13 protein-coding genes and 2 tRNA genes are annotated in these 13,055 nt (G+C 38.1%); 4 read left to right on the top strand and 11 right to left on the bottom strand.

The features are described from left to right. Nucleotides 1-89: 89 nt before the first annotated feature. The gene (gene pepE / locus AC106S_RS02115; protein WP_482437485.1) at nt 90-782 is read right to left on the bottom strand and encodes a dipeptidase PepE; all 693 of its coding nucleotides are present in this window, start codon (nt 780-782) and stop codon (nt 90-92) included. A 194-nt stretch (nt 783-976) separates the two neighbouring features. Here pepE and AC106S_RS02120 point away from each other — a divergent pair, with 194 nt between their 5' ends. Next, nucleotides 977-1,525 (top strand): tetratricopeptide repeat protein, encoded by a 549-nt coding sequence (locus AC106S_RS02120; RefSeq protein ID WP_482437486.1) that lies wholly within the window; start codon nt 977-979, stop codon nt 1,523-1,525. A 61-nt stretch (nt 1,526-1,586) separates the two neighbouring features. On the opposite strand, the gene AC106S_RS02125 is transcribed toward AC106S_RS02120, so the two are convergent. Further along, a complete protein-coding gene (locus AC106S_RS02125; protein WP_482437487.1) occupies nt 1,587-2,075 on the bottom strand; it encodes a YdeI/OmpD-associated family protein in 489 nt (162 codons plus the stop codon). Between the two features lie 270 nt (nt 2,076-2,345). On the opposite strand from AC106S_RS02125, the gene fsa reads away from it, so the two are divergent. Continuing rightward, nucleotides 2,346-2,999 carry a fructose-6-phosphate aldolase gene (gene fsa / locus AC106S_RS02130; RefSeq protein ID WP_482437488.1) on the top strand — a complete coding sequence of 218 codons (654 nt, stop codon included), beginning with the start codon at nt 2,346-2,348 and terminating at the stop codon, nt 2,997-2,999. A 58-nt stretch (nt 3,000-3,057) separates the two neighbouring features. Here fsa and AC106S_RS02135 read toward each other — a convergent pair whose 3' ends face one another. From AC106S_RS02135 to AC106S_RS02160, 6 genes are all read right to left on the bottom strand, one after another. Further along, the gene (locus tag AC106S_RS02135) at nt 3,058-3,939 is read right to left on the bottom strand and encodes a GLPGLI family protein (RefSeq protein ID WP_482437489.1); all 882 of its coding nucleotides are present in this window, start codon (nt 3,937-3,939) and stop codon (nt 3,058-3,060) included. Nucleotides 3,940-3,942: 3 nt separating this feature from the next. Beyond that, nucleotides 3,943-4,512: a sugar O-acetyltransferase gene (locus AC106S_RS02140; RefSeq protein WP_482437490.1), complete on the bottom strand. Its 570-nt coding sequence runs from the start codon at nt 4,510-4,512 to the stop codon at nt 3,943-3,945. Between the two features lie 124 nt (nt 4,513-4,636). Beyond that, a complete protein-coding gene (locus tag AC106S_RS02145) occupies nt 4,637-5,542 on the bottom strand; it encodes a GLPGLI family protein (protein WP_482437491.1) in 906 nt (301 codons plus the stop codon). A 57-nt stretch (nt 5,543-5,599) separates the two neighbouring features. Then, nucleotides 5,600-7,459: a M56 family metallopeptidase gene (locus AC106S_RS02150; RefSeq protein ID WP_482437492.1), complete on the bottom strand. Its 1,860-nt coding sequence runs from the start codon at nt 7,457-7,459 to the stop codon at nt 5,600-5,602. Nucleotides 7,460-7,516: 57 nt separating this feature from the next. Beyond that, nucleotides 7,517-8,791: a M56 family metallopeptidase gene (locus tag AC106S_RS02155; protein ID WP_482437493.1), complete on the bottom strand. Its 1,275-nt coding sequence runs from the start codon at nt 8,789-8,791 to the stop codon at nt 7,517-7,519. Nucleotides 8,792-8,802: 11 nt separating this feature from the next. After that, a complete protein-coding gene (locus tag AC106S_RS02160; protein ID WP_343686031.1) occupies nt 8,803-9,168 on the bottom strand; it encodes a BlaI/MecI/CopY family transcriptional regulator in 366 nt (121 codons plus the stop codon). Nucleotides 9,169-9,510: 342 nt separating this feature from the next. On the opposite strand from AC106S_RS02160, the gene AC106S_RS02165 reads away from it, so the two are divergent. Continuing rightward, nucleotides 9,511-10,092, top strand: coding sequence for a hypothetical protein (locus AC106S_RS02165; protein ID WP_482437494.1), 582 nt, complete (start codon nt 9,511-9,513; stop codon nt 10,090-10,092). A gap of 624 nt (nt 10,093-10,716) precedes the next feature. Here AC106S_RS02165 and AC106S_RS02170 read toward each other — a convergent pair. Further along, on the bottom strand, nt 10,717-11,175 hold the full coding sequence (locus tag AC106S_RS02170) for a GNAT family N-acetyltransferase (RefSeq protein ID WP_482437495.1): 459 nt from the start codon (nt 11,173-11,175) through the stop codon (nt 10,717-10,719). A gap of 89 nt (nt 11,176-11,264) precedes the next feature. Here AC106S_RS02170 and pdxR point away from each other — a divergent pair, with 89 nt between their 5' ends. Further along, a complete protein-coding gene (gene pdxR / locus AC106S_RS02175) occupies nt 11,265-12,710 on the top strand; it encodes a MocR-like pyridoxine biosynthesis transcription factor PdxR (RefSeq protein ID WP_482437496.1) in 1,446 nt (481 codons plus the stop codon). Between the two features lie 161 nt (nt 12,711-12,871). On the opposite strand, the gene AC106S_RS02180 is transcribed toward pdxR, so the two are convergent. Both AC106S_RS02180 and AC106S_RS02185 read right to left on the bottom strand, forming a co-directional pair. After that, a tRNA-Met gene (locus AC106S_RS02180) sits at nt 12,872-12,944 on the bottom strand. Nucleotides 12,945-12,982: 38 nt separating this feature from the next. Beyond that, nucleotides 12,983-13,055, bottom strand: a tRNA-Met gene (locus AC106S_RS02185).

Genomic DNA, 13,055 nt, shown 5'->3' on the forward strand with positions numbered 1-13,055 from the left:
ATCCCTTTTATATCCCGGAACTTCCGTTCATTTATTTTTAGTCATGGGATAACCGTTATGGATTTTACATGGAAAGTTTATTTTTCCGCTTACACAGCACTCCCTGCTTCTATTTCATAGGGTTCTTTATTTTTTTCGAAAATTCTTGTCAGTTCACTTCCCTCTACCGTAATGGTATCGTTAATCCTCCTGATCCAGTTTCCTTCTCTCAGCCCTACCACTTTAATGTCATTCTGGGTCAGAAATTCCTTAATACGGGTTTCCCTGGTTTCTCCGTTATGTTTAAGATCGGGATTCGGATCAAGATAATGTGGGTTGATATTGAAAGGAACCAGTCCCATACAGTCAAAGCTTGGCGGATAAACAATCGGCATATCATTCGTGGTTTTCATATTCTGTCCTCCGATATTGCTTCCGGCACTGCAGCCCAGATATGCTTTCCCTTTTTCTGTATTTTCCTTTAAAACGGACATCAGGCCTTCTTCATGTAGTGTTTTAACCAATAAGAATGTGTTTCCGCCTCCTGTAAAATATCCCCGGGCATTATTTAAAGCTTCGGTCTTATCTTCAAATTCGTGCAGCCCTTTGACGTTGATATGAATGGTTTCAAAAAAAGAACGGGCTTTAGCTGTATATTCATCATGAGAAATTCCGCCGGGTCTGGCAAAAGGGATAAATACAATTTCATCGATTCCTTTATACAGCTGAATTAATTCTTCTCTCAGGTATTCCAGATATTCTCCACCGAAAAGTGTGGATGTTGAGGCTAATATGATGTTCATACAAGAAAATGATATTGATTAAAAAAATAGTTGGATTACAAAGATAGACCCCAGACCCGAACGAATCAAAAATTAAATTAAAAAAAACAGGAATCCCGTTAATATTTTCTAAAAAAGCTTAAAGCTTCTAAAATCTGAATTTTTATGGAATTATTCTTGAACTTCGAAATATTAGAATTTTTAAATATAAGATTATGAAAATGGTTAAAGTTAATATTAAAAATCTATTTTTAGGTTTAATACTTGCAGGAAGTGCAGGTCTTGTAAACGCACAGACCACTCAGGGGGACAGTGCCGCAGCAGCCACCGTTCAGCAATCTACTAATCCGGTTATTGAGGGACTTAAAAAGCAGGCTGAAGCCAATCCAAAGGATGCAGAAGTATTGGCTAAGCTGGCTAATGCTTACCAGGAAGCTTCCGACTGGACCAATGCTATTGATACCTGGAAAAAAATATCCGTTCTGTTGCCGGACTGGGCTCCTTCCTATTACAGCCAGGCCTATGCTTACCAGTCTGCCAAAGATGATGTAAATGCAAAAATGGCTTATGAAAAGTATATTGCCACTGTAAAACCTGAAGAGGTGGAACAAAATAAGAAAAATCTGGCTTACGCTTACTTTTATATCGCTTTTGCCGAACAACAGAGTGATCCCGGCAAAGCTAAAGAACATATTGCCAAATCCTTACAGTATGATCCTACCAACCAGGACGCTGTAAAGCTGAGTAAAGCTTTAAATTCATAGAAATAAATAGGTCCGGAAAATATGTTCCGGATTTTTTTATGGTTAGGGTCTCTCTTTATTTTTACTCAATCGTTTTTCCAAAAAAATCGGTCTCACCATGCAGGTGACTGATGATTTTCTCAATATTCCTCAGGATACCGGCTTCTGTTTTCAGATTGTTGATATACCGGATCAGTTCATTCCTTCTGGAGGGAGTCAGGTTTTCAAAATTTTTAACAGCAACGGGGCTTGATTTTATTGCTTTATCCAGTTGGGGATGAATGGAAATACTTCTGTCTGTCTCATCATATTCTACCGAAACTTCAATGGTTTCCCCGATTCTTTTGGGAGAATCTTTCAACATCATCATGTTTACATAAAGTCTCCATTCTCCGAGGTATTTCATCAGGTTCTGCTGAAATTCTTTACCGTTTACGGTTCCCCGTACCGGAATCGGGCTTTTCATCCTCCCGGATGTTTCAAATATTTCATTCAAAATGTCTTCCGGAAGGAAAACAAAGGGATTGATGCCGATGATCTGCAGTTCGGCAGTAAAGCTGCTGTTTTTCATGATAAACAAATGTACAGCTAAATTTTATTTTAAAAGATGGAAGCTCCTTTCAGTTATAGGTATTGAAAACTACTGTAAAACTTTAATATTATAAAAGACTAGAAACAGGTCTGTATTTATAGCAGAGGACCCTCATAACTTCCCGGCTTCAAACCTGTATAGAAATTCTGAGGCTGATTCAAACAGTGTGATCATTATGATCACTCAAATTAAAATTTTCCACTCACGCAGGAATGCTTATCTTTGCAGCAAATAAATCGATCAAACAAAATGAAATTTTTTATTGACACAGCCAATTTAGAGCAGATCAAAGAAGCAAGAGACCTCGGAATTTTAGATGGTGTTACTACCAACCCTTCCTTAATGGCAAAAGAAGGAATCCAGGGAGCTGAAGCGATCAAAAATCATTATAAAGCAATCTGTGAGCTTGTAGATGGTGATATTTCTGCTGAAGTACTTTCTACTACTTACGAAGAAATGATCAAAGAAGGGGAAGAACTGGCGGCCATCCATGAAAATATTGTGGTAAAGATCCCGATGATTAAAGACGGTATCAAAGCGCTGAAGTATTTCTCCGATAAAGGGATCAAAACCAACTGTACCCTGATTTTCTCTCCGGGACAGGCTCTTTTGGCAGCCAAAGCAGGAGCTACCTATGTTTCTCCTTTCTTAGGAAGATTAGATGACATTTCTACTGACGGTCTTAACCTTATCCAGGAAATCAGACTGATCTTTGATAACTATATGTATGAAACAGAGATCCTTGCAGCTTCCATCCGTCACTCTATGCACATTATCGACTGTGCCAAGATCGGTGCTGATGTAATCACATCTCCGCTTCCTCCGATCCTGAGCTTACTGAAGCATCCTTTAACTGACAGCGGACTTGCCCAGTTCATTGCTGATTCCCAGAAATTAGCTTAAACCTGAAGGTTATTCAGATATAAAAGATCCCGGAATCTTCTGATTCCGGGATCTTATTTTATTTCAGCAGATCAAGTTCGAGGATATTATTCTGTTTTTTTAATTGATCTTTCATTCTTTTTTCCTGATCTCTTCTTGCTATTTCAGGATCTATAATTTTTCCCGTACTGTCTCTCATTTCGATCGTTACTCCCTGCCCCATCATTTTACGGTGCCCTTTCATAGGATCATTCAAAAAGTCTTTAAAAGCTTTTTTATATTTTTTTTCATTCACTACAATCAGAGGGTCATACCGTTCTTTATCTTTAACGCTTTCCCATTCATATCCTTCCGGAAGTTTCCTGACTCCTTTTAATTCAAATACATGTGTGTTTGAAGTATCTTCCAGTTTAACAATCAGCCCTGGCAGGCCATGAAATTTGTAAGGACCGTCCTGAATGGGCAGATCTGGAGTAAACCATGCGGTCCATTTCCTTCCTGCAAATTCACAGGTTGCCTTCTGTGCCGCAAACTCCCCTACTTTGGCTTTATCGGGAAGAATCTTCCAGTTCTGTGTTCTTCCGTCCTGTACCTGATATTCGTCAGCAGCTAAAGTCATATAGTAATTAACGGAATAGCCGGGATAGGATTTTTCAACACTGTATCTCACTTTTCCTCTGAATTTTACTCCCGTGAGGTTAATGTTAAAATCCGTTGTTCCGCTTTTTATCTGCTTTTCAAAAGTTGCTTTCATGATGGAATCAGATTCAAAATAATCTTTACTGTAAAATTTTGATCCTTTTGGAGAAATATCCAACAACATCATTTCTGTTTCCTGTTTATCTTTAGCCGTAGAATCAATGGAATATTTATATTCGTAGATAAAACGGCGGTTCTGTCCGTAAAAAAACAATCCGGATAACAGACAGAAGAAAAAAAACATTTTTTTAGTATTCATCATATTTTAAATTATGTTTTTTTCGATACTTTTTATCACCCTGCATGGGTTTCCGACGGCCACCACATGATCCGGAATATCTTTGGTTACAACACTTCCCGCTCCTATCACGGAATTATCACCGATAGAAACACCCGGCAGCACGACAACATTTCCCCCCAGCCATACATTATTTCCTATGGTAACAGGATAAGCGTACTCCAGGCCTTTATTTCTCTGTTCAGCATCTAAAGGATGTCCTGCAGTATAAAAGCTGCAGTTCGGGCCGATGAAAACATTGTCTCCAAAACGTACTTTCGCACAGTCCAGTATGGTAAGATTATGATTGGCATAAAAATTTTCCCCAACCTCGATATTATATCCGTAATCACACCAGAAAGAAGGTTCTATACAAATGTTTATCCCGGTACTTTTAATGATCTTTCTGATCTTTTCATTCCTTTGCAGGGTATCGGAGTTTTTTAACTGATTATATTCCAGGCACAGGTCTTTGCAGGTCATTCTATCGCGGATCAGTTCTTCATCGTAATTGGCATCGTACAGAAGCCCGGCGGCACATTTTTCTTTTTCTGTCATAAGGAATTCAAAATTTTAAGTTTACGGCTTTGGTTCAGGGCTAAAGGTATAACAATAAAAAAGAAAACAGGATAACCGCTATACGATATCCTGTTTTTTTTTAAGATTAAAAAATGAAATAACTTTAATTCATCAGATCCGGTTCGATCGGATTATTATTTTTCTTAAGGCTTTCCTTAGTTCTTTTTTCTATTTCCCTGAACACCTCATTTGGGTCAGACATTTCTTTTCCGTCTGCCGTTTTTACTTTAAAAGCCACTCTGGCATTATCACTTCCACCGCTACGGTTCATCATTTCTCTCATATTTTTAGAAGGATCGTTCACATAGGCTTTCCATACTTTTTTATACTGTTCTTTGGATATTTCAAGCTCTTTCCCGTCTAATCCCAATAATTTCACATTGCCCGGAAGTGTAAGTTCTTTTTCCTGTTCAGGAGTCTGTATGGTTTTGTTTCCTACCAGAGTCATGATATGGGAACCTGTGGCATCTTCAATTTTTACGATCAACCCCGGAAGCCCGTAAAATTTATACGGTCCGTCCTGAAAAGGAATATCTGAGGTAAACCAGGCGGTCCATTCTCTGCCTCCGAAACTTGCAGTTGCTTTCTGGGCATTATATTCTCCGATCTTCTGTTTTTCTGAGAGAATTTTCCAAACCGGTTTTTTATCTTCCAGTACTTTATATTTATCCGTAGAAATATTGGTAAAAAGATACGTTTTAAAGTCAGGATACTGCTTTGTTACTTTATAGGAAACCTGCCCCATTTTATCTCTTCTGCTTACACTGATGTTTCCTGAGCCTGATTTCAGCTGTTTCTCCAGATCTGCTCTGGAAGTGGAATCTGCAACAAATTTATCATGGCTGTAATAGGTTGAGCCGTCTTTATTAATATCAAGCAGCATCATTTCTTTTTTCACCTCTTCTTTGTTATTGGAATCCGGAATGAATTTGTACTCATAAAAGAATCTGTTGGTCTGTGCTCCGGTAAGGATACCAAGAAGCATTAAAAGTAAAATCTGGGTTTTCATAATTTATTTTTAAATAAAAAGCTTTGTCAATCGGGGACTGACAAAGCTAATGGAACTTTATTTCTTTGTCTGAATTCTTATTTCGCCACTTTTCACATTGTCTGTATTTTGTTTATTAACGTTTATACTGGTAATTGTTCCAGGCTTCAGGGCATCCAGTTCGGCTTTGGAAGCCTCTTTTCCGTCTATATATATTTTCATCTCGCTGTCGTCGCCCACTTTGAATTTCTTTACTCCGTTCAGTTCAATTCCTCCTTTCGGGGTTTTCCTGATAAAGTCTGCCTGCATTTCCATCATTCTTGGCATGTCTGCCATCTTATCAAAATTGAAAGACTTTAAAACAATAACATTTCTTTCACTGGCATCCAAAGCTCTACGTTGGGCATCCAGTTTGGCTCTTTCACCTTCCAGCTTTGCACGTTCTATATCCAGCTTAGCTTTCTTTCTTGCGATTTCAGCTTTTACCTTTGCCACTTTGGCTGCTCTTTTTGCATCTGCGGGAGCTGCTTCTGCTTTTGGACTCCAGTTTTCATATACATAGTCATTGGATTTGAAGAACCTCACTTTAGGTGCTCCGGGCGGCGAAGGGGGTGCCGGCGGTGTTCCGGGAGCTCTCGGAGGTACCGGAGGAGTATCCGGGAAGTCAAAGTTCAGATTGGACAGATCCGGGATTTCCACTCCCATATCTTTCAGTGCCTTCGTTTTATTTTTCCATTCACTGGATTTGAAATACTCGTTCACTTTTTTTAATTCCGAAGCATCGATAGCATAGCCCATTTTAAAATCACCGGAACTTGCAATTCTTCCTATTTCTCCTGAAAGTTCTCCGATCTCTTCAAGGTTTTTCTCAAATTCTTTGCTGTCAGGTTTCATTGCTTTCAAAGCTTTGCTTTTCTCCTGTATTTTCTCTCCGAGAGCCTTAATTTCTTTCCGGCTCTGAGGTTCTCTGAAAACTCCGGACTTTACTGCTTCTGTTGATGCCTGAGGAGCAACGGTATCTTTTTTAATCTGGGCAACAGCTTTCTCAATCGCTATATTGGTTTCTTTAATTTCTTTATTCTTTGCATTTACCATATAGGCAAAAGCTACTGAAAATAAAACCGGAAGGGCAAAAATTCTGCGCGCATATCCGAATTTTGTTTTTGATGTCTGTAACATTTTGAGTCGTTTTTTTAGATTTGAACTTAAAAACGGACTGGCAGCAGGCAATTGTGTTCCGGAGAAATGGCTTGCTAAAAGCATCTGCGCAAATGCTTTGGTGTCCGATTGTTTTACCGCCTTTTTATCGGCAAGGTATTCATGTATTAAACTGATTTCTCTTTTGATGATATGAAAGAAAGGATTGAACCAGAACACTGAGGTAATAATCTCGATAAAAATCCTGTCAAATGAATGTTTCTGTTCAATGTGTACCATTTCATGTTTTAAAATCTGTTTTCCAATATCAGAATTCAGGGTAATTGAATTCTTCCAGAAAAGATTTTTAAAATAAGAAAACGGTGCTTCGGTAAGGTCGGTATGATAAAAATTGATTCCTTCAATATTCTCTCTCTTGAACTGTTTTTTCAGTTCATAGATTTTAAAAATTCCGTACATCAGCTTCGCTGAAAAATAAAAGGCAACCAGTCCTAAAACTGAAAAAGCAATGGTATAATACACGTTTTCATGGGTATCTGCATGTTCAGAAGTCCTGAAATTCTGCACCCTGTCGATCAGTTTATAGATATCACTATTCACCTCAATGGTAAAATCTTCGATCCTGATAAGCGGGATCAGTAAAGAGATCAGCACTGCGGACAGCAGGTAAAACCTGTTGTAGTGGTGAAATGTTTTGTCTTTAAGCGACAGGTAATAATATCCCAACATCACACCGGAACAAATAATGACTTTGATTAAATAGATAAACAACGCTTCCATGCTTTAGGTTTTTATTTTTCAAATAGTACTGCTTCAGAAATGTTTTGCCGGATTCTTTTACGATTTGGAAACTCTTCTTGCTTCAGCAGATTTTTTCACATTATACTTCTTGCCGACAATCTGATCATTATACCATTTAGGATTGATCTCTTTGATCAGCTGATGGTATTTTTCACTGTTTTCAATGCCCATTTTACCAGGTTCATCGATGGTGAAAACACCGTATTTCTTTTCAATCTCCCCGAAAACCAGATGTTCATCATTATTCATTTCAGGGCCTTTATAACCTGCTATAATCTGATTGCGGTCATGGCTTTGAAGCCAGTTCACAAATTCTTCTTTGGTTTTTCTTTCGGAATTGATGATAAACAATGCATTTTCTGAGGCAGAGGCCAGTTTTTCATCAAAATTGTTAACGGAGGCCGAAACCTTTTTATTTTTTTCTACGGATGCATTTAAATGCTTTATTTCTTCGTTTTTACAGCTTACCAAATAGGTAAAAGCTACTGAAAATACTACCGGAAGGGCAAAAATTCTGCGCGCATATCCGAATCTGGTTTTTGGTTTTTGTAACATCTTAAGTCGTTTTTTTAGGTTTGAACTTAAAAACGGGCTGGCAGCAGGCAATTGTGTTCCGGAAAAATGCCCTGCCAAAAGCATCTGCGCAAATGCCTTCGTGTCCGATTGTTGTATGGCTTTTTTATCAGCCAGATATTCGTGGATCAAACTGATTTCTTTTTTTATGATATGAAAGAACGGATTGAACCAGAACACAGAGGTAATGATCTCTGCAAAGATTTTATCGTAGGTATGTCTCTGTTCAATATGTACCATTTCGTGCTTCAGAATCTGCTTTCCTGCCTCTGAATCCAGCAGGATACCTTCCTTCCAGAAAAGATTCTTAAAGTAAGAAAACGGTGCTTCGGGTAAATCTGTACGGTAAAAATGAATTCCGTTAAAATTTTCTTTATGAAACTTATTTTTCAGCTGCCGGATTCTGATGATCCCATAGAACAGCCTTCCTAGAAAACAGAGAGTAACCAGTCCCAGAGCTGAAAAAATAATTCTAAAATAAGTGTGATCATTGTTGATGTTTTTATTAGCATTAAAATCCGGTATTCTGTCAAGAAGCATATATACACCGTTATTTACTTCCATAGTAAAGTCCTCTGTTCTGATCATTGGCAAAAACAATGATACCAGTATAGCAGACAACAGATAAAATCTGTTATAATGATGGAACGTCCTGTCTTTTAAAGACAACTGATAATACAAAAACGTTACACCGGAGCATATGATAACTTTTCCGAAATACAGAAATACCGTTTCCATAATCTGTTGATTTAATCTTTCTTTTTAAGCTCGTCCAAAAGCATTTCCAGATCTTCTACCGTCATTTCATTTTTTTCTACAAGAAAAGAAACGGCACTTTTATAAGATCCTTTAAAATAGTTTTTTACAAGACTTTTCATGGTTTTCCCGGAATACTGTTCTTTGGAAACCAACGGGAAATACTCATGCTGTCTTCCATGTACATGATAGTCTACGAATTCTTTGTCTTTCAATACTTTTAAAATGGTAGAAACAGTATTGGTATGCGGTTTAGGCTCTGGAAAAAGATCAAGAACATCTTTTAAAAAGCCTTTTTCTATTTTCCATAAGTACTGCATTACCTGTTCTTCTGCTTTTGTTAAAGTCTGAATTTTCATATCCTGTTCATTTAAATCATTAATGTGATATACTTTTTATTACCCTTAAAATCTATATCACTAAGAAATTAGTTATACAAATGTAGAAATAAATCTTACGCTAACAACTATTTTTCTAGTGATAAAAACAAAATTAATATAATTAACTGATAACCAGCGGAATAAATTTTATTAAAATATGTTAAATTTTTAACAGACTGAATTTACCACCTGTTTAATCGGCAGAAAAACATGAAATCAGGCTCTAAATTCTTAAAACTTGTTAATTTTTATTAAATAAAATTAAAATGAATTTGTTTAAACCGGGAAATTATATTTATTTTAGTGCTTTAAAAATTTCTCATGAAAAGATATAATTTACTGATTGTACTATTACTGCTTATTTTTAACGTTACTACCGCTCAAAAGAAGAACTCTCCTGCTGCGGATCTCAGCATTCTGAAAGAAACCAGATCAAAGATTGAAAATACGGTTCCACTGGTCATTACCCATTTACAGACCATTGCAGATAAGGAAGGCGACAGCAATATTGTAACCAACGGAAAGAAAGCACTCAGCAAAGAATACGGCATTCTGGAATCTGAATGGTTTCTGTACAGAAATAATATGAAGAACTGCATCCTGAATAACTCTTCCAAAAAAGCTAAGAAATGTATGGAATACCATACCCAGTATCTGAGAAATACCTTCATCAACTACAGCAACTACATCAGCAACCTTACCAGAAAGAACGGATATCTGGGGGTAGAAGGTGATACAAAATTCGATTTCAAACCTGCGGAAATTGCAACAAAATTAAGTGAAGCTTATTTCAATGCCAATGATGCTGCCGGAAGAATGAAAGGTGAACAGAAAAAAGATTTTTTAGGACAAACCATGTCTGATGATAATAAACTGACTTCTTTTTCCCAGTTAGCTCAATAATCATAACATAAAAATATACCAAAATCCTGCTGTTAAGCGGGATTTTTTTATTGGGACAGGTCTTCGTTTTTCTTTTCAGCTTAAAATAAATTTTGGGAAACAGATGATGAATAGAAAGTGAGATTTTTCCGTTATCCTTCCCCTGAAAAATCTATAAAATCCAATTCATCTGCCCAAAAACTGATATCGGTTCCGGCCGCAGTAATGACTGCCCGTGGCAGAACCCGGATCTTTTTATGATGAAAAAAGCAGGTCACAAAATTCATTGTATGACCTGCTTCCGTCAATAGAATTCCTTTTGTACTTTTGCGAAACCTGGTTATCGTTTAAAGGGCTGAGTTAAAAAGAGATCTCCGCCTGAAAGCAGTTATGGGTACTAATCATAAAAACATTCGGAAAAAAGTAGAAAATGATGGCGGAGACCATTAAACATAAATAAAACTCTGTAAGCCAGTCTTCCTCTGATTCACAAGAGCGGTACAAAAGTAGGATTCCGGGGCTGTACTTATCAAAAAAAAATGTAGAATTAAATAACATTCCATGTAGAAGTAATTCTACATCTCATTACGTAGAAATAACCAATACCCCCTTGTAATGCATGTTTCCTGCAAATCCCGGTTGAGATTATTTCCGGTTTTCAATCCACCAGTGATAATAATTATGCAGTCCGTCATATTCAAAACCACAACGTGGATAGAGTGCGTTTCCAATGTCGTTGGTTTTTTCGGTTTCAAGCATCAGCCCACAGGCTTCAGTTTCCCTGCACCATTGCTTGCTCCGGTCTATAAGACCTACTGAAATTCCTTTACCCCTGTGGTCGGGATGCACAAAAAGATCGCTTAGAAGCCATTGCTTCTGTAATTTTGTGTAATGGAATAATTTGTAAAGCTGTACAAACCCAACTGCCTTTCCTTCTTCAAAAGCCAGAAAAATATCCGACTCATTGTTCAGAAATCGTTCTTTCAGAAATGCTTTTCCTTTTTCAAGATCAGATTCCTGGCGGTAAAAAATACGGTACAGATTAAAAAGTTCCGCTGCGTCATTCAGATCTTCAAGACCTGCTTTTTTAATGGTGTAATTCATTGTCGTGATTATTTTTTATTAACGGGACAAAAATATTTCCAAATAGGACTACATTTGTATTCCAGATTGTAACAATTAAGTAGTCCAGTATGTTTCCGTTTGAACACATTATCATCATTAATAAAGAAAATACTTCTCCCATTTACAGACAAATTGCAGTTTCTGTGATCAATGCTATAAGAAATGGTTCTTTAAAGGCCGGCACTCCTCTTCCAGGCACCCGAGAACTGGCTCAGAAACTTGGAGTACACCGGAAAACGGTTATTGCTGCCTATGATGAGCTTCATGCACAGGACTGGATTACAGTGATTCCAAGAAAATATACAGTCGTGTCGGACCGGATTCCTATACTCCAGCCTAAAGAATGGAATACAACGGTTTCTCCTCCTTATGAAAACAGTTTCAGCCTTCCGTTCAAAAATATTGGTGAGACAGAAAAACAGGATCTGTATAATGCTGTTCCGGATATTATTATTGACGACGGCCATCCGGATGTAAGATTATCGCCTATTGATGAACTCCTGAAAACCTATCGTTCTTATACCTCAAAACGCCATACCATTAAAAATGCAGGCTCCGGAACCGGACAGGGTACCTTAAAACTGAGAGAAGAGCTATGCCGCTATCTTTCTGAAACAAGAGGCCTTAATATCAGTACGGAAAACCTTCTGATCACTCATGGTGCCCAGATGAGCATCTATCTCTCCGCACAGCTTCTTTCAGCCCCCGGATCTGCCGTTATCGTAGGAAAGCCCAATTATCCTGCGGCCAACGAGGTATTCAGAAATACCGGCGCATCCGTTATTGAAATTCCTGTGGATGAAAACGGAATAGATACGGATCTCCTTGAAACAATCTGTAAAAAGAAAAAAATATGTGCTGTATACGTTATTCCCCACCATCATTATCCAACTACCGTAACACTCGGTGTAGACCGAAGAATGAAGCTGCTGGAACTTTCTATCCGGTATTCATTTGCCGTTATAGAAGATGATTACGATTATGATTATCATTATACCTCCTCTCCCTATCTTCCTCTGGCAAGCGGCAGTCATAACGGGAATATTATCTATATAGGTTCTTTCTCCAAAATACTGGACCCTTCGCTCCGCATAGGTTTTATGGTAGCCCCTTCCAATTTTATAACCCAATGTACGATACTCAGAAAATCCATTGACGTTGGAGGTGACGGCTATATGCAGAATGCCCTGGCATCACTTATCAGGCAGGGAGAACTTAAAAGACATCTTAAAAAAGCAAAAAAGATCTACCATCAGCGCAGGGATTTTTTAGATACACTGTTAAAAGAAAAACTGGGCAGCAGCATTTCCTATACACTCCCTTCCGGGGGAATGGCCATTTGGATAAAACTGGATTCCGGCTACCCGGTGCGAAAACTGACAGAGGTTCCCGGCCTGAAGATCATCCGTACAGACGAAGAACAGAATGCTTTCCGTTTTGGTTTTGCCTCAATGGATGAAAAAGAACTGGAAGCCACTGTGGATATTCTGAAAAAATACATGATGAGGAAATAATGAACAGATTTGAAATTAGTTCTTTTTAATTTATTGCAGACTTACCACGCAAAGACGTGAATCATTCCGTTTTATTTTGAACGGGCAAAGTGAATAAACGCTTTCATCAGATCCCAAATAAAAAAGAGAAGCAATAAAATACTGCTTCTCACGTGTCTTAGTAGCGGGAACCGGACTCGAACCGATGACCTTCGGGTTATGAGCCCGACGAGCTACCTACTGCTCCATCCCGCGGTATATTTTTAGAGTGTTACCGACAAACACTGTCCTAGTAGCGGGAACCGGACTCGAACCGATGACCTTCGGGTTATGAGCCCGACGAGCTACCTACTGCTCCATCCCGCG

The sequence above is a fragment of the Chryseobacterium sp. FR054 genome, assembly GCF_056844565.1.